Origin of the sequence: Massilia sp. CF038, assembly GCF_900129765.1 — a bacterium.
GTDB lineage: Bacteria > Pseudomonadota > Gammaproteobacteria > Burkholderiales > Burkholderiaceae_D > Telluria_A.
This window is the reverse complement of the sequence record NZ_FQWU01000002.1, coordinates 1446665-1465534: the sequence shown is the minus strand read 5'-3', so window position 1 is coordinate 1465534 and position 18870 is coordinate 1446665. Positions and strand designations below refer to the sequence as shown.

Sequence of the window (18870 nt, the reverse complement as noted above, 5' to 3'; positions counted from 1 at the left end):
AAGGCGTCAATGTCAATTCTGAAACCTTGGAAAGTGTTCAAATACAACACATCATGCGCACGCCTGAATTAGACCTACACTTTTGCGAAAAAAGTAGTATATGAGCGCCTTTATGCGCTGATTGCGTATGTATATGCACCAATCATGTGCGCAAGCCGCGCAGATGCGTTATCGTGCAGCTAATTCTTCCGGGAGGCCGATCCTTGCTCGCCTTTATCCTGCGTCGCCTGTGGCAAATGGTCCCCACCATGGCGGGCGTTGTCGTGCTGGTGTTTTTGCTATTCAACTGGATTGGCGGCGACCCGGCATTCATCCTGGCCGGCAAGATGGCCGATGCCGGCGAGATCGCCAACATCCGCCGCCAGCTCGGCACCGACCAGCCTTATCCGGTGCAGCTGTGGATCTTTTTGGGGCAGATTCTCAGTGCCGACTTTGGCAATGCCTGGAGCACCGGGGAACCCGTGTCGCATATTCTTGCTTCGCGCCTGGGGCCCTCGCTGACCGTGCTGCTGCCATTGACGCTGCTGGAAACGGCGCTCGGCATTGCCCTGGCGCTGGCCCTGGCCTTCAAACGCGGTTCGCGCATCGACCGGGCTGTGATGCTGGCGTGCACGGTCGGCATGTCGGTCAGCATCCTGGTCTATATCGTGGTGTTCCAGTATGTGCTCGCGTACAAGATGGGGCTGTTTCCGGTGCAAGGCTGGGGTGACAGTCTTGGCGTCAATCTGCTGCGTTACGCGCCGCTGCCGATTCTGATCGGGCTGGCCGTGTCGCTGGCGCCCACGCTGCGCCTGTACCGCAGTTTTGTGCTCGACGAAGCAGGGCAGGACTACGTGCGCACCGCGCGTGCCAAGGGGGTGCCGGAACGGCGCATTCGCTGGGTGCACGTGCTGCGCAACGCGGCCATTCCCATCATTACGCATGTGATGGCCAATCTGCCTGCGCTGTTGATCGGCGCGTTTTTGCTGGAACGCTTTTTTGGCATACCGGGCATCGGGCGCGAAGTAATCCTGGCAGTCGAGCGCAGTGATTTTCCGGTGATTAAAGCAATCACGGTCTACGTGGCCATGGCCACCATGGTGTTCAACTTGCTGGCCGATCTGCTGTATCAGGCAGTTGACCCGCGCGTGCGGCTGGCCTGATGCGCAGCGCACCCGGCTTATGGATGCTGGCCTGGCGGCGGCTGTGCGCCGACCGGCTGGCCATGCTGGCGCTGGGTGTGGTGGGCCTGTTCCTGGTGCTGCTGGCGCTGTCGCGCACGGGCTTGATCGTGGCTGACTGGGAAGACGAGGTCGCGCTCAGCTATGCGCCGCCTTACCTGATCGACGGCGCTGATGCAGCGCCACTGTTGCCGGCGCCGCCACAGCCGCAGGCGCCGAATGCCTTCGACCCGCTGGCCGACGATATTGCGTCCATTGCAGCGCAGCTCGAGCGCGCCGGCGCGGGCGTGCAGGCGCCCAAACGCAGCAGCTTGCCCTTTGGCGCCGACAAATGGGGCCACGACGTGCTGAAAAAAACCATCAAGGGCGGCGAAACGTCGGTCGTGGTCGGGCTGGCGGCAGCGCTGCTGGCAGTCACTCTGGGTACCCTGTTTGGCGCGCTGGCCGGTTATTTCGGTGGTGTGGTTGACGATTTGTTCAACTGGCTGTACAGCGTCTTCACGGCCATTCCCGCCATTCTGATGATCCTGGCCGTGGCGGCCGTGCTGCAGCATAAGGGGGTGCTGACGATTGTGCTGATTCTGGGCCTGACCGGCTGGACCGGGCCGTTTCGCTTGCTGCGCGCCGAGTACATGAAGCACCGGGGGCGTGATTACGTGCGCGCTGCCGATGCGATTGGCGCCTCGCACTGGCGCAAAATGTTCATCCATATTTTCCCCAACGTCAGCCATGTAGCGCTGGTGCAGTTGTCGATCCTGGTGGTCGGCTTCATCAAGGCCGAGGTGATCCTGTCGTTCCTGGGCTTTGGGGTGCCAGTGGGCGTGGTGTCATGGGGCAGCATGCTCAATGAAGCGCAGAACGAGCTCATACTCGGCAAGTGGTGGCAGCTGAGCGCGGCCGCATGCGCAATGGCCTTGCTGGTGAGCGCGTTTTCGCTGCTGACCGATGCGCTGCGCGACGCGCTCGATCCCACCCTCAAACAAGGATGAGCATGCTGCTTCAGGTCCGCGATCTGCGTGTGGCATTTCGAACCGGCGCGCACAGTGTGAGCGAGGTGGTGCACGGCGTGTCGTTCGACGTGCCCGAGAACGCGACCGTGGCGCTGGTGGGGGAGTCCGGCAGCGGCAAGTCGGTCACCTCGCTGGCCATCATGGGGCTGCTGGACGCGCACGCGGCCGTGGTCGATCCGGCCGGCAGCATGCTGTTTGACGGCCGCGAGCTGCTGCACATGCCCCGCCATGCGCGCCGGCGCCTGTGCGGGCGCGACATTGCCATGATCTTTCAGGAGCCCATGTCGTCGCTCAATCCCGTGTTCACGGTGGGTTTTCAAATCGGCGAGGTACTGCGCCTGCACATGGGCATGAATGCCAGCCAGGCCAGGGCGCGTACCCTGGCGCTGCTGCACGAAGTGGGCATCCCCGAGCCCGAGCGCCGGATCGGCGCTTATCCATCGCAGTTGTCAGGCGGCCAGCAGCAGCGCGTGATGATTGCCATGGCGATTGCCTGCGCGCCCAAGCTGCTCATTGCCGATGAGCCGACCACGGCGCTTGATGTGACGATCCAGAAGCAGATCCTGGCGCTGATTGCCAGGCTGCAGAAGTCGCATGCCATGTCGGTGCTGTTCATCACCCACGACCTGGCGCTGGTGGAAGAGATTGCCGACCAGGTGGTGGTGATGCGCCACGGGGTAGTGCGCGAGCAGGGCGCCGTGCGCCAGGTCTTGCATGATCCGCAGGATGCCTACACGCGAGCCTTGCTGCACTGCCGGCCGCGCCTGGACCAGCGCCCGATGCGTCTGCCGGTGCTCGACGATGCGCCGGTCGACCCGGCCGCCGCGCCGCAGCGCCATCGGGGCAGCGCGCCGGATGATGTGCCGCTGCTAGTGGTCGACAAGCTGAGCACGAGTTTTCCCGTGCGCGAGGGCTGGTTCGGCACGCGCCCATTCCATGCTGTGCGCGATGTCTCGTTTTCTCTCGCGCGCGGCAAGACGCTGGGCGTGGTGGGTGAGTCCGGTTCGGGCAAAAGCACGCTGGGCCTGACCTTGCTGCGCTTGCATCAGGCCAGCGGTGGCAGCGCGCTGTTTGAAGGACGCGACCTGCTGGCCATGCCGGCGCGCGAGTTCATGGCATACAAGCGGCGCATGCAGATCGTGTTTCAGAATCCCTACGCTTCGCTCAACCCGCGCTTTACTGTCGGCCAGATTTTGCTCGAGCCCATGCAGATTCATGGCATTGGCGCTGGCACGGGCGAGCGCACTCGGCTGGCGCTGGCCTTGCTTGACAAGGTGGGCTTGCCGACGCAGGCGCTGGGCCGTTACCCGCACGAGTTTTCGGGTGGACAGCGCCAGCGCATTGCCATCGCGCGCTGCCTGACCATGCGGCCGGACATCCTGGTGTGCGACGAATCCGTCTCGGCCCTGGACGTGTCGGTCCAGGCCCAGGTGCTCAACTTGCTGCAGGACTTGCAGGACGAATACGGCATGAGCTACATCTTCATCTCGCACGATCTGTCAGTTGTGCATTACATGGCCGACCAGGTGATGGTCATGCAGCAAGGGCAGGTGGTGGAAATGGCCGATGCCGACACCTTGTACCGCGCGCCGCAGCACCCCTACACCAGGGCGCTGCTGGAAGCGATTCCGGGCGCCCGGTAGGGTTTGTCTGGTGGTGTTAAGATTGGTATGCCCCGCGCTGCCAGCGTTGCCGCGGAAGCCTATTTTCCAACCGAGTCGCCATGCCCAACCTGATCGAACTGCTGCAGCTGTACGGTGTTTTCATCGTCTTTTTCATCGTCCTGGTGGAGCAGGGCGGGCTGCCGATTCCTGCCTTTCCGCTGCTGGTGGTGGCCGGTGCCCTGGCTGCTGGCGGCGAAATCAGCGGCCTGGCCTGCCTGGCGGTGGCCGTTCTGGCCTGCCTGATGGCCGATTTTTTCTGGTTCCGCGCCGGCCGCTTTTACGGCACCCGCATTCTTCGTCTGCTGTGCAAGATTTCGCTGTCGCCGGATTCGTGCGTGAGCCAGACCGAAGACAAGTTCGCCAGGTTCGGCCCCAAGTCGCTGATCGTCTCCAAGTTCATTCCGGGCTTTAATATCATTGCCTCGCCCATGTCCGGCGCGCTGGGCGTGAGTACGCCGCGCTTTGTCGCGTTCAGCCTGTCGGGCAGTGTCTTGTGGGCTGGCACCGGCATTGCGCTTGGCGCCTGGTTCCATAAAAGCGTCGACAAGCTGCTCGATACCATGAGCACCATGGGCACCACCGCCTTGCTGCTGATCTTGTCGTTGCTGGCGCTGTTTGTGCTCTATAAGTATGTGGAGCGGCGCCGCTTTCTTGCCAATATGGATGTCGAGCGCATCAGCATGGCGGAATTTACCAGTCTGATCAACGAAGGACACCAGCCCATCGTGATCGATGCCCGCAGCCTGACGGCGCAGCAGCTGGAAGCGGCCATCCCCGGTGCCTTGATGTTCGATGCGGGCAACGCGCAAAGCTTCATGGCGGGCCTCGACAAGGAGCGTCATATTGTTGTCTATTGCAGCTGCCCGAATGATGTGACTGCCGCGCAAGTGGCCAAACAGTTGCTGGCTGACGGTTTTCACCGTGCCCGCCCGCTCAAGGGCGGACTGGAGGCCTGGAACGCGGCACGGCCTTAGCCGCAGAGGCAAAAAAAGCCCGGCCACTTGCGTGAACCGGGCTTGCAGGCGCGAGGCTTGCGAATTGCTTGCTACTTACATGCTAATTACTTGCGGCGGCGGGCCACGCCCACGCCTGCCAGCGCCACGCCCATCAGTGCCAGCGTGAATGGTTCTGGAACCCGATTGCCTTCGGCTTGCAGCGTTGCGCCTTCAAAGCTGTAGTTCCCGCCGTTATTCACTTTCAGGAACACTTGCAGGAAACCATTTTCGCTCAGCGACGCCAGCGAATGGGCGTTCAGCACGACTTCGTGGTCGACGGCGTTGTTGCCGTTGTTGACGTTGTTGTTGCCGTTCTTGGTGAATTTCTGCGCGCCAGCTTCGGCACCCAGGATGAAGGTGTAGGTCTCATTGCCCTTGAGCGGGTCGCTCAGACGCAAGAACAGGGAGCCCGAGGTGAAGGTGTCGTTACCGGCGACAAAGTCGTCACCGGCATTGATCAGGAAGCTGAATACCGTACCGGTGGACACGATGGCCACGGCGGAGGTTTTGTAGGCTTCATCGACGCTGATCGGCGTGGCCGAAGCGGTGCCGATCGATGCCACGGCCAGCAGGCTGAAGAGAATTTTTTTCAAGGTCATGATCATAAGAAGTTGGTGAGGGCAAGCATCCCTATGCAAGCTTCGTGCCTGCTGGAAATACTTATTTAGATTCAACGACTTATTCATTTGGGTAATTTTGTTGCAACCGAATGTGTAAAGTTTTTCGACAGAAACGAATCTTGATATTTACGTCATGACAAGGTCGGTTTTAGTACTCAGACTACGAAACAATTGTACGAAATATGTCTCGTGTATTCATTGTTTTCTAAATTCTGTACTAAAACTACAAAGAGTGCTTGCGCCTCTGGATGGTCATCCATTAAGCTTGACAGGTCCAATCCAGAATGACCTGCCATGACTGCACAGCCCGATACCGCGCCGACCACTTCGTCATCCGCTCTCTATGCCGATGGCCCGCGGCTGCTGGCCGATATTGGTGGCACCAATGCGCGCTTCGCACTGGAGTTTGCCCCTGGCCGCTTCGAGCAGATTCAAGTGTTGCCGTGCGCCGACTATCCCACCCTGTCGGCCGCGCTCAAGGCTTACCTGGCCAGCGCTTCGGTGCTTGCTGTCACCAGCGCACCCTTGCACCACGCCGCCCTGGCCATTGCCAATCCGATTACCGGCGACCTGGTGCGCATGACCAATCACCATTGGGAATTCTCGATCGAGTCGCTGCGCCTCGCTTGCGGTTTCAAGACGCTGGTGGTGGCCAACGATTTCACGGCGCTGGCACGGGCGCTGCCGCATCTGGCCGATGACCAGAAAATGCAGATTGGCGGCGGCAACGCCGTACCGCAAACCCCGCTGGGCCTGGTGGGTGCCGGAACCGGCCTGGGCGTGTCGGGTCTGATTCCCTGCAACGGCAACTGGACCGCGCTGCTGAGCGAAGGCGGCCATGTCACGTTTTCGCCCGCAAACCCGACCGAAGTGGCGGTGCTGCAATTTGCCTGGAAAGCCTTCGACCATGTATCGGCCGAACGCTTCCTCTCGGGCGACGGCCTGGAGTTGCTGTACCGTGCGTTGGCAGAGCACAGCGGCCGCCCCAACGAGGGCCTGGACGCTCCCGAGATTTCGCGCCGCGCGCTGGCAGGCGAATGTGCCCTGTGCGATGACGTGGTGGAAACCTTCTGTGGTATGCTCGGCACAGTCGCTGGCAATCTGGCCATCACCCTGGGTGCGCAAGGTGGTATCTATATAGGTGGCGGCATCGTGCCACGCCTGGGCGCACGCTTCGCGCAATCCAAATTCCGTCGCCGCTTCGAGCAAAAAGGGCGCTTCGTGCATTACCTTGCCGCCGTCCCGACCTACGTGATCACGGCGCAATATCCCGCCTTCCTGGGCGTGTCTGCCATCCTGGACGAAAAGCTGGCGGCCTGAGTACCGCCAGCGCGGTTTCTCACTTTGCCGGTTTTATCAGGTACAATGGCCGCAGTTAGACGGGATCTAGCCGAACATTGACGCGCTGCGCGCCCCGAGCCTGGCCTCCAGGCCGCTGCGACGAACCGGTTTTTTCCTAGATAAATCAACGGCTTAGAATCGCCGGGTGTGCATTCAGCCGTGTGCGCGGGTACGGATCCCGCCACCAGTAACATCCCGCCAGGCGCACATCGGCCCCGGCGACGGATTCCAGTTTCAACGTTTTTATTTGCAAAACGGCGTCATTCGATGGCGCCGCCCGCCATTCGTTGATTGGTTTTTATTGCTCTATCCGCACACGACATCGTTATGAATACTGATGAGGCCAAACGAGTCCTCGAAACCGCCTTGCTCTGTGCGCGGGAGCCGATGACCATTCACGGCATGAAGAAACTGTTCGTCGACGTGGACGACAATGGCCGCCCGATGGGCATCGGCGTGGGTGCCGATACCATCAAGCTGATGCTCGAAGAGCTGCGCCTGGACTGGAAAGACCGTGGCATCGAGGTCGTGAGTCTGGCCAGCGGCTGGCGCTTCCAGAGCCGGCCAGAAATGAAGCAGTACCTGGATCGGCTCAGCCCCGAAAAGCCGCAAAAGTATTCGCGTGCCACGCTGGAAACACTGGCCATCATTGCCTACCGCCAGCCAGTGACGCGGGGCGATATTGAAGAAATTCGTGGCGTGACGGTCAACTCGCAGACCATCAAGATGCTGGAAGACCGCGGCTGGGTGGATGTGATTGGCCACCGCGAAGTGATCGGCCGCCCGGCACTGCTGGGCACGACCAAGCAATTTCTGGACGACCTGGGCTTGAGTTCCCTGTCGCAGCTGCCGCCGCTGCAGGAATTGACCGCAACGCAAAGCGGCCAGGAAATGGAAGCGCTGGAAGCGGCCCTGCAGGAAAACTTCGACAAGGCGGCCATGGCCCCGGTCGAGGAAGAACAGGAGCAGGAGCAGGATCAAAATCCTGCCCTGGAACAAGATGTACCCGAAGAATCTGATGTAACACCGATGGCGGCCGAGGCCGCTGTCACCGACGAAGGTGCAGGAAGCAGCGATGCGCAGGAGCCAGAAGCTCCGGCCGCGATCGACGAGTCCGGCCCCACTGCTTCCGCTGTTGAAGTCCTTATTCACGACCCTGCGCCAGAAATAACGGTTGACGCTGCGCCAGGTCAGCACAACCAAGAAACGAACGATGAATCCAACTAAACCAGAGACGAGCGCCGCCGACATGGCTGGCAATGACGAAGCGGCTGCCAAGCCGAAGCGCCGCACCAAGGTCCAGACCGAACCGGCAGCCGACGCTGCTGGCGTGGACGCGCCAAAACCGAAGCGCGCAGCCAAAAAAGTGGCAGTGGAAGGCGAAGCGGCAGACACCGCCGCCGCCAAGCCGGCGCCGAAACCGCGCGCAAAGAAGGTGGTGGCCGAAGTTGCCGGCGCCGATGCGCCAGCCGCCGTCGACGCCGCACCAGTGGCACGCAAACCGCGTGCCGCCAAGCCGCAGGCCGAGCAGCCTGCCGCCGTTTCTGCCGACGCCGCACCGGCGACCCAGCAAGCCGTGCCAGCCGCCGGCGAGAGCAGTGCCGAAGGCCAGCCGCGCCAGGACCGTGGTCCGCGCGCACCGCGTGGTCCGCGTCAGATGCGCGAGCAGCGTGGTCAGCGCGAAGCGCGCAAGCAGCAGGAACGTCCGGCTGGTGCCGAAGAGATCGCCACTGCTGGCGCCGATGCCGAGCAGGCGCCGCGTCCGGAGCGCGGTCCGCGTCCGGAGCGCACTGCCGAGCAGCGCAACCGTCCTAAAAAGAACAAGAAGGGCAACCCTGGCCTGCAACACCATGGCAAGGGCCGCGTGTACGACGCCGATGCGGCGTTTTCGTATGTGACCTCGGATGCGTTCGACGCCAATGACGGCGGCCGCGGCCAGCCGCAAAAGCCGGCCCGGCGCGACCTGACTTCGGACGACGATGCGCCCAAGCTGCACAAGGTGCTGGCCGAAGCTGGTCTCGGTTCGCGCCGCGACATGGAAGACCTGATCGTTGCCGGCCGCGTGTCGGTGAATGGCGAGCCGGCCCACATTGGCCAGCGCATTCTGCCGACCGATGCCGTGCGCATCAACGGCAAGCTGATTCACCGCAAGGTATCGACCAAGCCGCCGCGCGTGCTGGTGTACCACAAGCCGGCTGGCGAAATTGTCAGTCACGACGATCCGGAAGGCCGCCCGTCGGTGTTTGACCGTCTGCCGACCATGAAGGCCGGTAAATGGCTGGCCGTTGGCCGCCTCGACTTCAATACCGAAGGCTTGCTGCTGTTTACCACTTCCGGTGACCTGGCCAACCGCCTGATGCACCCGCGTTACAACATCGACCGCGAATACGCCGTGCGCACGCTGGGCGAGCTGGAAGAGGGCATGCGGCAGAAACTGTTGGCGGGCGTGGAGCTCGAAGATGGCCTGGCCAGCTTCACCAAGATTGCCGATGGCGGCGGTGAGGGCATCAATAAATGGTACCGCGTGGTGATTGGCGAAGGCCGTAACCGCGAAGTGCGCCGCATGTTCGAAGCGGTGGGCCTGACGGTGTCGCGCCTGATTCGTACCCGCTACGGCGCCATGACCCTGCCAAGCAGCCTGAAGCGCGGTCGCTGGGAAGAAATGGAAGAAAACACCGTGCGCGACCTGCTGGCCGCGTTTGGTGTCGAGAAAAAAGGCGCCGGTAACGACGCCCGTGGCCCAAAAGGCCGTGGCGGCGAGCCGCGTGCCCGCAGCGATGAAGACAAGCGCGCCGATGGCAACCGCATCGACCGCGTCGACGCCAACCGCAACGCCGATCCGTTTGGTCCGCCAAACGGGCGCGCGCGTGGTCCGGGTGGCCGTCCGCAAGGGCGTGGTGCGATGGGCGGCGGCATGGGTGGCGGTCAGCCACGCAGCGGCGGTCCGTTTGAAGCCAATGGCAATGGTCCGGCCCGTGGGCAAGGGCGGCCAGGTGGGCGTCCGCAAGGTGACGGGCAGCAACGTTCGGGGCGTCCGGGTGGCAAGGGTGATGCCCAGCCGCGCGGTCCGCGTCAGCCGGATCCGCTGCAGACGACGTTTGGGTTTGGTAATGCCGGCGGTGGCAATCGCCGTCCGCAGGGTCCGCAAGGCCCGCGCGGCGCCGACCACGGCATGCCACGGCGCGGTCGGCGGGGTTAAGCGCACCACTACATCGTCCTCGCGAAGGCGGGGACCTATTCCATCTCACCGAATTCGGCAACGTGGAATGGGCCCCCGCCTTCGCGAGGGCGATGTGGTGGTCAGCGTGCTTTGCTAGTGGTGCCCAACGGCAATTGATGCACATTGCATAAGTGTTGTTTGCCTGTCCATTTGCCCTGTCCCGATTGCGGGAAAGGCCATAACAGGTTATAATCTGCAGCCTAATAAAAGTATTGAGCAGCCTGAGTCTGCAAGTGCTTTCATCTGGTACGGAATATAAGAAGATGGGCAGATGCCCATTTTTTTTTTGGTAAATCGTTTTTGGAGAATGTGTTTGCAGCAGTTTGAATTGATCGCCAAGACAGTCAGTGGCCTGGGCTACGAACTCGTTGATGTCGAACGGGGCGAGCGCGGGATCTTGCGCGTGTATATCGACTTCACTGCTGCCGATGCGGCTGAAAAAGGTCCCATCACGGTGGAAGACTGTGCAACCGTCAGCCACCAGCTGTCGCACGTGCTGACGGTAGAAAACGTCAACTACGAGCGGCTCGAGATTTCGTCGCCGGGGCTCGATCGCCCGGTGCGCACCATGGCCGACTTTGAACGCTTTGCGGGCTGCGAATGCACCGTCAAGCTGAAAGTGGCAATGGGCAGTGCAGCGAACCGCAAGACCTTCACGGGTATTTTGCAAGCGCCGCAGGGCGACAAAATCGGTTTGGAATTTGAAAGTAAGGATGGTCCGGCGCAGTTGGAATTTACGCTCGCCGACTTGGATAAGGCACGCCTGGTGCCGCAAGTGGATTTTAAGGGACGCAAAGCATGAGCCGCGAAGTTTTATTATTGGTTGACGCGCTGGCGCGCGAAAAAAATGTCGATAAAGATGTCGTCTTCGGGGCGCTCGAATTCGCACTCGCGCAAGCGACGAAGAAGCGTTACGAGGGCGAAGTCGACATTCGCGTGTCGATCGACCGTGACTCGGGCGAGTTCGAGTCCTTCCGCCGCTGGCACGTGGTCCCTGATGAAGCCGGCCTGCAGCTGCCTGACCAGGAAATCCTGCACTTCGAAGCCAAGGAAAACATCCCTGACATCGAGGTAGACGAATACATCGAAGAACCGATCGAGTCCGTCGAATTCGGCCGCCGCTTCGCGCAAGACACCAAACAGGTGGTCCTGCAGCGTGTGCGCGACGCCGAGCGCGAACAGATTCTGGTCGACTTCCTCGAGCGCGGCGACTCGCTCGTGACCGGCACCATCAAGCGCATGGAACGCGGCGACGCGATCGTCGAATCGGGCAAGATCGAAGCGCGCCTCCCGCGCGACCAGATGATCCCGAAAGAGAACCTGCGTATCGGCGACCGTGTACGTGCCTTCATCCTGCGTATCGACCGCAATATGCGCGGGCCGCAAGTGATCCTGTCGCGCACCGCGCCAGAGTTCATCATGAAGCTGTTCGAACTGGAAGTGCCAGAGATCGAGCAAGGCCTGCTGGAGATCAAATCGGCAGCACGTGACGCCGGTGTGCGCGCAAAAATCGCGGTGTACACCGCCGACAAGCGCATCGATCCAATCGGCACCTGCGTCGGCATGCGCGGTTCGCGCGTGCAGGCTGTGACCGGCGAACTCGGTGGCGAACGTGTCGACATCGTGCTGTGGTCCGACGATCCTGCCCAATTCGTGATTGGTGCACTGGCCCCGGCCAATGTGTCGTCGATCATGGTGGACGAAGAGAAGCACGCCATGGACGTTGTGGTTGATGAAGAAAACCTGGCAATCGCGATTGGCCGTTCGGGCCAGAACGTGCGCCTGGCCGCCGAGCTGACCGGCTGGAAGATCAACATCATGACGGCTGAAGAATCGGAAAACAAATCGGCTGCCGAAACGGCTGCCGTGCGTGCCCTGTTCATGGAAAAACTGGACGTTGACCAGGAAGTGGCTGACATCCTGGTGGAAGAAGGATTCGCCAGCCTGGAAGAAATCGCGTACGTGCCGATTTCCGAAATGCTGGACATCGAATCGTTCGACGAAGATACCGTCAACGAACTGCGCACCCGTGCCCGTGACGCCCTGGTGACCGAAGCCATCGCTTCGGAAGAAGGCCTCGAAGGCATGGACGAGCAGCTGGTCAACCTGGAAGGCATGGATCGCACCACTGCGGGCAAGCTGGGCCTGGCCGGTATCAAGAATGTTGGTGCGTTTGCCGCGCTGGCCTACGACGAATTCGGCGCCATTCTGGCCCTGTCGTCCGACCGTGCACGTGAACTGATCAAAAATGAATTTAATGATGTGACCGACGACGAGATGAAGCTGGTCGACTCAAAGTACGATGACCGCGCCAAAGCGCTGCAGGCGAAAGCCTGGAGCCTTGCAGAAGTGGCCAAGGCTTAATTTGAGTATCTTTATCATCTCCGCGACACATAGAAAAGAGGACTGAATGGCGAGTAACAACGTAGCCCAATTTGCCACCGAACTGAAGATGCCTGCAGATTTGCTGCTGACGCAGCTGCGTTCTGCCGGCGTCGAAAAAAGTTCGACGTCAGATCCATTGTCGAAAGATGATAAGGATAAGTTGTTGAATCACCTGCGCAAGACCCACGGGTCGGCACCTGACGGCGAGAAGAAAAAAATCACGCTAACGCGCAAGGAAACGACTGAAATCAAGCAGGCTGACGCCTCCGGTAAATCGCGCACCATCCAGGTCGCGGTCAAGAAAGTGCGCACCTTCGTGCAGCGCGACGAACCCGTTGCGCCGCCAGCACCTGCCGCACCAGCCGCACCCGTGATCGACGCTGCCGAAGTGGCACGCCGCGAAGAAGAAGCGCGCAAGCAAGCCGAATTGATCGCCCGCCAGGAAGCGGATCTGCGCGAGAAGCAGGACCGTCTGGCCAAGCTGGAAGCGGAAAAAGAAGCGCAAGCCAAGCAGGCTGACGCCGACGCGAAAAAAGAAGCGGCTGAAGAAGCCAAGCGCGCCGCCGCTGCCGCCAGCGCCACCGCTGGTGCTGCAGCCGACGACGAAAGCAAGAAGGCCGCTGCCGAAGAAGCCAAGAAAAAGGCCGCCACTGCTGCCAAGGAAGCTGCCGAACGCGCTGAAGCGAACGACCGCGCCCGCAAGGCCGTGGCCGACGAAGTCGCGCAGATCAAAGCGATGATGAATGCACCGCGCCGTGCCATCAAGGCGCCTGAACCTGCGCCGGCACCGGTTGCCGCGATCAAGGCCAAGGCACCTGAAGGCACGCTGCACAAGCCGGCCGACAAAAAGCCAGGCGAGAAAAAAGACGAGAAGAAGCCACTGGGCGCGGACAAGAAGTCGATCAAGTCGGCCAATGTCTCCTCCACCTGGTCGGACGACGCGAAAAAACGCGGCGCACCGGGCGGCGGCATCAAGCCACGTGGTAACACCGGTTCGCCGGCTGGCCGTGACGGCTGGCGTGGTGGTGCCAGCAAAGGTGGCCGCCGTTCGTCGCACAACGATGACCGCGAAACCAACTTCCAGGCACCAACCGAGGCCGTGATCAAGGACGTCCACGTCCCTGAAACCATCACCGTCGCCGAACTGGCGCACAAGATGTCGGTCAAGGCGTCCGAAGTGATCAAGCAGCTGATGAAGCTGGGCCAGATGTGCACCATCAACCAGGTGCTGGACCAGGAAACGGCCATGATTCTGGTCGAAGAAATGGGCCACAAGGCGTTTGCCGCTGAACTGGACGATCCGGAAGCACTGCTGGCTGACCAGGGTGAGCACGCTCACTTCGAGTCGACTTCGCGCGCACCAGTCGTAACTGTCATGGGCCACGTCGACCACGGTAAAACCTCGCTGCTGGATTACATCCGCCGCGCCAAGGTGGCATCGGGCGAAGCAGGCGGGATTACGCAGCACATCGGCGCTTACCACGTCGAGACGCCACGCGGCATCATCACCTTCCTCGATACCCCGGGTCACGAAGCGTTTACCGCCATGCGTGCCCGCGGTGCGAAAGCCACCGACATCGTCATTCTGGTGGTCGCAGCCGACGACGGCGTGATGCCGCAAACGAAGGAAGCAATCGCTCACGCGAAAGCTGCCGGCGTACCGCTGGTTGTGGCGATCAACAAGATCGACAAACCAGGTGGTAACGTGGACCGCGTGACGCAAGAGCTGATCGCTGAACAGGTTGTGCCTGAAGAATACGGTGGCGAATCGCCATTCGTGCCGGTATCGGCCAAGACCGGCCAGGGCATCGACGCCCTGCTGGAACAGGTGCTGCTGCAGGCCGAAGTGCTGGAACTGAAAGCCCCGGTCGACGCGCCAGCGCGTGGTCTGGTGGTCGAAGGCCGTCTGGACAAGGGCAAGGGCCCGGTCGCGACGATCCTGGTGCAGTCGGGTACTCTGAAGCGCGGCGACGTGATTCTGGCCGGCTCCTCGTATGGCCGTGTACGCGCCATGCTGGACGAGAACGGCAAGCCGATTGCCGAAGCCGGTCCTTCGATCCCGGTCGAAATTCAAGGTCTGACCGAAGTGCCGGTCGCCGGTGAAGAAGTGATGGTCATGGCAGACGAACGCAAAGCGCGTGAAATCGGTCTGTTCCGTCAAGGTAAATTCCGCGACGTCAAGCTGGCCAAGCAGCAGGCGGCCAAGCTGGAGAACATGTTCGACAACATGGGCGAAGGCGAAGTCAAGAATCTGCCGGTCATCATCAAGACCGACGTACAGGGTTCGCAGGAAGCGCTGGTCGGCTCGCTGCAGAAGCTGTCGACTTCCGAAGTGCGGGTACAGGTTGTACACGCAGCGGTGGGTGGCATTACTGAGTCCGACGTCAACCTGGCGGTTGCATCGAAAGCGGTCATCATCGGCTTTAACGCCCGTGCCGACGCATCGGCGCGCAAGCTGGCCGAGTCGAACGGCGTGGACATCCGCTACTACAACATCATCTACGATGCGATCGATGAGATCCGTGCTGCCTTGTCGGGCATGCTGGCGCCAGAAAAGCGCGAGACCATCATTGGTGCGGTCGAGATTCGCCAGGTTATCCTGGTCTCGAAAGTGGGCGCGATTGCCGGTTGCCTGGTCACCGATGGTGTGGTCAAGCGTTCGTCGTCGGTTCGTCTGCTGCGCAACAATATCGTGGTGTGGACTGGCGAGATCGACTCGCTCAAGCGCTTCAAGGACGACGCGAAAGAAGTCCGCGCCGGTCTCGAGTGCGGCCTGTCGCTCAAGAACTACAACGATATCGAAGTCGGCGACGTCCTCGAAGTCTTCGAAGTCCAAGAGATCGCCCGTACGCTGTAATTTAGCGTTACATCGACGGGGCGCCAATAAGCCTGGCTTATTGGCGCCCCGTTTGTTTTAGAGAGTAGGAAAAGAAAATGGCCAAACATAGCAAAACCATTCCGGCACGCGGCTTGCGCGTGGCTGACCAGATCCAGCGCGATCTGGCTGAAATTCTGGCCTCGGGCCTGAAGGATCCGCGCATCGGCATGATCACCATCACCGAAGTGCAGATCACGCCGGACTACGCGCACGCCAAGGTGTTCTTCACCATGTTCAAGGACGACAAGGAGTCGGTCAAGAACACCATCGCCGGCCTGGCCGCGGCCTCGGGCTTCATCCGCAACCAGCTGGGCAAGCGCCTGCACATTCACACGCTGCCGATGCTGCACTTCGTGCACGATACCTCGACTTCGCGCGGGATGGAAATGTCACTGCTGATCGACCAGGCCAACGCCACGCGCGCGGCTGACGCCGAGCCGGACGCAAAGCCGGAAGCTGATTCGGAATAATCGCAAGATAAGAGTCAACATCGTCCTCGCGAAGGCGGGGACCCATAGCACGTTACCGAATTCGTTCAGCGTGGCATGGGTCCCCGCCTTCGCGAGGACGATGTTTTTGAGGTAACAATGAAACCAATCCACCCAAAACGAGTCCGCGACCTGGTCGACGGCGTTCTCCTGCTCGACAAGCCGGTCGGCCTGTCCTCGAACGACGCGCTGATCAAGACCAAGCGTTTCATGAACGCCAAAAAAGCCGGTCACACCGGCACCCTGGACCCGTTCGCCACCGGCTTGCTGCCCCTGTGCTTTGGCGAAGCCACCAAATTCTCGCAAGACCTGCTTGAAGCCGACAAGACCTACGACACCACGGTCCACCTGGGCATTACCACCAACACGGGCGACACCGAAGGCGAAGCCATCGCCACGAAAGAAGTGAACGTCACGCGCGAACAGATCGACGCCGTACTGCCCCAGTTCCGCGGCCCGATCATGCAAGTGCCACCCATGTACTCGGCCCTGAAACGCGACGGCAAAGCCTATTATGAATACGCGCGCGAAGGCATTACGCTCGAACGCGAAGCGCGCCCCGTCACCATCCACAAGCTTGAATTCATCTCGTATGAAGCGCCGTTCCTGAAGCTGTCAGTCACCTGCAGCAAGGGCACCTACATCCGCGTGCTGGGCGAAGACATCGGGAATGCGCTGGGCTGCGGCGCCCACCTGAACGCGCTGCGCCGCACCCAGGTGGGCGCGCTGACGATGGATGGCATGGTCACGCTGGAACAGATCGGCGCCCATCCGGCACCGGTGGAACTGCTGGCGCCGGTCGACGCCTTGCTGTCGAGCTTCCCGGCAGTCGAGCTGACGCCGGAGCTGGCCAAACGCTTCCTGCAGGGCCAGCGCCTCGCGCTGGGTAAGGAAGCGCTCACACTGCCAAGTGAGCTGGGCCGCGTGCGCGTGTATCACGACGGTAAATTGCTCGGTACCGCCAATCTGCAGGAATACCAGATCCTGGCGCCTGAGCGCTTGATCGCGACCGCTCATACCTGAGTCATGCATATACGATAAGCGCCTTGCTGTATTGACTGCTCCGGATGCGCATGAGATAACCATGCTCCCATCAAGTAAAGGAGCATCATGCGTCGTCTCAGCCTTGCCATTGCCTTCTGTTTGCCGCTGGCCGCATCGGCCCAGCTTTTGCCCGACACTGAAAAGGCGATCGATGCACTGATCGAAAAACATCTGGCCGCCAGCGGAGAACCGAGTATTTCGATAGCCATCGGCAAGGACGGCAAGCTGGCCTACGCCAAGGCATACGGCAATGCGCGGCTGGATCCCGCACTGCCCGCGACGGCACAAATGCGCTACAAGATTGGCTCTGTCACCAAGCAATTCGTTGCAGCTGGCGTGCTCCTGCTGGGGCAAGATGGCAAGCTCAGCCTGGACGATAAAGTCGCCAAATTCTTCCCGCAACTGAGCGGCGCGCGTGACGTCAGTGTGCGCCAGCTGCTCGCACACACGGCTGGCTACGTCGACTATTACCCGCTCGAATACGCGCCTGTGGAAATGGCCGCACCAACCACCGCGGACAAGATCATGAACAAGTACGGCCGCAAGCCGCTGGCATTCAAGCCCGGCACGCGCTGGGACTACAGCAACACCAATTACGTCATTGCCGGACGCATTATCGAAAAAGTCAGCGGCCAGACGCTCGAACGCTTCCTGCGCGAACGCATCACGGCGCCGCTGGGAATGACATCGGCCACCGATCTCGACCACGCTGATCTGGGCTCGGGCGACCCGCTAGGCTACGAACGAAACGCGCTGGGCCCGCTGCGCGTTCCCAAGCCCGAGGGCAAAGGCTGGACCTTCGCTGCCGGCCACTTCGCCATGACGCCAAGTGATTTGGTGCGCTGGGATCTCGCGCTGATCAACAATACGATTTTGTCGCCCGCGTCGCGCGCGCTGCTGACCGAGGAAGTTGTCGTTCCCGGGGGCGCCGAGACAAATTACGGTCTTGGCATCGCCGTCGATGTCACACCGGAGGGAAGGGCGCGCTGGAGCCATGGCGGCGGTGTGGCAGGCTTCATGTCGCGCAATCTGGTGTATCCGGCTGAAGGCCTGGCGATTGCCATTCTAAGCAACACGGCTGACTTCCGCCTGGCGGGCAATGTCGAAGGCGCGCTGGAAGAGATGCTGCTGCCCGCGACGGCGGCAGCACCGGCGGCAGAGCCGGAAGGGGCGCCGCAAGCCGCAGCGGCCCCACCGGTGCCAGATGCCGCGGCACGCCGCGACCGCGAACTGGCGCGCCGCATGTTCACTGATCTGCAGGGCGGGACACCTGCGCGCTCGCGCATGACCGCGGATTTGGCGCGCTATCTGAGCGGGCAGGTGCTCAGCGATATCACCAGCTCACTGGCGCCAAAAGGCGAAATCACGGCGATCGATCAGATCATGGAAGAAGACAAGGCAGGCATGAAGATGCGCATCTTCCGCATCAAGACCGGTGGTGGCGACCTGAGTGTCATTTGCATGTTCACTAAGGACGGCAAGTTGGCACAGTACACGGTGTACGGCAAGCAGGCCCAGTAAGTCCCCATGGCGGCGGACGCTGCCGCCATGGGGTCTCAGGGCTTGATCAGCCTGACGATATCCCCAATGCGCGCCTCAGTTTCAAAGGCGCCGACGGCGGTCATTTCAGGGCCACGCGGGCCTGTCTTCAGAAAGGCCACAAAACGTCGCGATGGCGCGGTGTAGAAGTTGTAGTCGAAGCCGACGTAACGGCGCACCGGGTACGACACGCTGATGTTCCTTTTGTCGAAGCCGCAAGTCATCAAGGGAATCGCGTTCACCAGCACTGGCAGCACCTGGCCCGGGTGCACACGATCAGCCGGTGCCTTCAGCACAGTCTGCACCGTCAGCGGCCAGCGCTGGGCGGTGCAGCCGTTTTCCTCGATTTGCGCAACAGACTTCAATGGTTCCTCACGCTCGACCAGAACAATCGTGTCGGACTGGCTGATCAGCTCTTCGAGCGCGAGCGGATGGTAGACGGGGCGCATGGCCTGTGCGGGAGTGCAGCAACACAGAAGCGCGAGGGCGAGGAGTCGGAATGAGTGCATGACGCCATCATATAGGA

15 protein-coding genes are annotated in these 18870 nt (G+C 61.3%); 13 read left to right on the top strand and 2 right to left on the bottom strand.

Going from position 1 to position 18870, the window contains the following annotated elements; all coding sequences use genetic code 11:
• Nucleotides 1–203: 203 nt before the first annotated feature.
• From BUC24_RS17015 to BUC24_RS17000, 4 genes are all read left to right on the top strand, one after another.
• Nucleotides 204–1142: an ABC transporter permease gene (locus BUC24_RS17015; protein WP_073218753.1), complete on the top strand. Its 939-nt coding sequence runs from the start codon at nt 204–206 to the stop codon at nt 1140–1142.
• On the top strand, nt 1142–2149 hold the full coding sequence (locus tag BUC24_RS17010) for an ABC transporter permease (RefSeq protein ID WP_073218750.1): 1008 nt from the start codon (nt 1142–1144) through the stop codon (nt 2147–2149). Before BUC24_RS17015 ends, BUC24_RS17010 begins: the two co-directional genes overlap by 1 nt.
• Nucleotides 2146–3813: an ABC transporter ATP-binding protein gene (locus BUC24_RS17005; RefSeq protein WP_073218747.1), complete on the top strand. Its 1668-nt coding sequence runs from the start codon at nt 2146–2148 to the stop codon at nt 3811–3813. The genes BUC24_RS17010 and BUC24_RS17005 overlap by 4 nt, the downstream gene beginning before the upstream one ends.
• Before the next feature lie 80 nt (nt 3814–3893).
• Nucleotides 3894–4808, top strand: a complete 915-nt coding sequence (locus BUC24_RS17000; protein ID WP_073218744.1) for a rhodanese-like domain-containing protein — start codon at nt 3894–3896, stop codon at nt 4806–4808.
• Between the two features lie 86 nt (nt 4809–4894).
• On the opposite strand, the gene BUC24_RS16995 is transcribed toward BUC24_RS17000, so the two are convergent.
• Entirely contained in the window at nt 4895–5422 is a 528-nt protein-coding gene (locus BUC24_RS16995; RefSeq protein ID WP_178372563.1) for a PEP-CTERM sorting domain-containing protein, read from the bottom strand.
• 321 nt (nt 5423–5743) lie between these two features.
• Between BUC24_RS16995 and BUC24_RS16990 the strand changes: the two genes are divergently transcribed.
• From BUC24_RS16990 to BUC24_RS16950, 9 genes are all read left to right on the top strand, one after another.
• On the top strand, nt 5744–6769 hold the full coding sequence (locus BUC24_RS16990) for a glucokinase (RefSeq protein ID WP_073218739.1): 1026 nt from the start codon (nt 5744–5746) through the stop codon (nt 6767–6769).
• Nucleotides 6770–7117: 348 nt separating this feature from the next.
• Nucleotides 7118–8017 (top strand): SMC-Scp complex subunit ScpB, encoded by a 900-nt coding sequence (scpB, locus tag BUC24_RS16985; protein ID WP_073218736.1) that lies wholly within the window; start codon nt 7118–7120, stop codon nt 8015–8017.
• Complete coding sequence (gene rluB / locus BUC24_RS16980) at nt 8004–9989, top strand: 23S rRNA pseudouridine(2605) synthase RluB (RefSeq protein WP_073218733.1); 1986 nt, start codon at nt 8004–8006, stop codon at nt 9987–9989. The genes scpB and rluB overlap by 14 nt, the downstream gene beginning before the upstream one ends.
• A gap of 292 nt (nt 9990–10281) precedes the next feature.
• Entirely contained in the window at nt 10282–10812 is a 531-nt protein-coding gene (gene rimP, locus BUC24_RS16975) for a ribosome maturation factor RimP (RefSeq protein ID WP_373887975.1), read from the top strand.
• Entirely contained in the window at nt 10809–12374 is a 1566-nt protein-coding gene (gene nusA, locus BUC24_RS16970) for a transcription termination factor NusA (RefSeq protein ID WP_073218728.1), read from the top strand. Before rimP ends, nusA begins: the two co-directional genes overlap by 4 nt.
• Nucleotides 12375–12420: 46 nt before the next feature.
• Nucleotides 12421–15252, top strand: coding sequence for a translation initiation factor IF-2 (gene infB, locus BUC24_RS16965; protein WP_073218725.1), 2832 nt, complete (start codon nt 12421–12423; stop codon nt 15250–15252).
• Nucleotides 15253–15329: 77 nt separating this feature from the next.
• Complete coding sequence (gene rbfA / locus BUC24_RS16960) at nt 15330–15743, top strand: 30S ribosome-binding factor RbfA (RefSeq protein WP_073218722.1); 414 nt, start codon at nt 15330–15332, stop codon at nt 15741–15743.
• Between the two features lie 117 nt (nt 15744–15860).
• A complete protein-coding gene (gene truB / locus BUC24_RS16955; protein ID WP_073218718.1) occupies nt 15861–16784 on the top strand; it encodes a tRNA pseudouridine(55) synthase TruB in 924 nt (307 codons plus the stop codon).
• 87 nt (nt 16785–16871) lie between these two features.
• Complete coding sequence (locus BUC24_RS16950) at nt 16872–18326, top strand: serine hydrolase domain-containing protein (protein WP_073218715.1); 1455 nt, start codon at nt 16872–16874, stop codon at nt 18324–18326.
• Between the two features lie 35 nt (nt 18327–18361).
• Here the strand turns inward: BUC24_RS16950 and BUC24_RS16945 are convergent, their stop codons facing one another.
• Nucleotides 18362–18793 carry a hypothetical protein gene (locus tag BUC24_RS16945; protein ID WP_073218713.1) on the bottom strand — a complete coding sequence of 144 codons (432 nt, stop codon included), beginning with the start codon at nt 18791–18793 and terminating at the stop codon, nt 18362–18364.
• Between the last annotated feature and the right edge of the window lie 77 nt (nt 18794–18870).

Bases quoted from the DNA above. Each gene is read 5' to 3' on its own strand.
- BUC24_RS16945 (WP_073218713.1), bottom strand. From the start codon at position 18,793: ATGCGCCCCGTCTACCATCCGCTCGCGCTCGAAGAGCTGATCAGCCAG.
- BUC24_RS17005 (WP_073218747.1), top strand. From the start codon at position 2,146: ATGAGCATGCTGCTTCAGGTCCGCGATCTGCGTGTGGCATTTCGAACC.
- BUC24_RS17010 (WP_073218750.1), top strand. From the start codon at position 1,142: ATGCGCAGCGCACCCGGCTTATGGATGCTGGCCTGGCGGCGGCTGTGC.
- infB (WP_073218725.1), top strand. From the start codon at position 12,421: ATGGCGAGTAACAACGTAGCCCAATTTGCCACCGAACTGAAGATGCCT.
- scpB (WP_073218736.1), top strand. From the start codon at position 7,118: ATGAATACTGATGAGGCCAAACGAGTCCTCGAAACCGCCTTGCTCTGT.
- nusA (WP_073218728.1), top strand. From the start codon at position 10,809: ATGAGCCGCGAAGTTTTATTATTGGTTGACGCGCTGGCGCGCGAAAAA.
- rimP (WP_373887975.1), top strand. From the start codon at position 10,282: ATGCCCATTTTTTTTTTGGTAAATCGTTTTTGGAGAATGTGTTTGCAG.
- BUC24_RS16950 (WP_073218715.1), top strand. From the start codon at position 16,872: ATGCGTCGTCTCAGCCTTGCCATTGCCTTCTGTTTGCCGCTGGCCGCA.
- BUC24_RS16990 (WP_073218739.1), top strand. From the start codon at position 5,744: ATGACTGCACAGCCCGATACCGCGCCGACCACTTCGTCATCCGCTCTC.
- BUC24_RS17000 (WP_073218744.1), top strand. From the start codon at position 3,894: ATGCCCAACCTGATCGAACTGCTGCAGCTGTACGGTGTTTTCATCGTC.
- rluB (WP_073218733.1), top strand. From the start codon at position 8,004: ATGAATCCAACTAAACCAGAGACGAGCGCCGCCGACATGGCTGGCAAT.
- truB (WP_073218718.1), top strand. From the start codon at position 15,861: ATGAAACCAATCCACCCAAAACGAGTCCGCGACCTGGTCGACGGCGTT.
- rbfA (WP_073218722.1), top strand. From the start codon at position 15,330: ATGGCCAAACATAGCAAAACCATTCCGGCACGCGGCTTGCGCGTGGCT.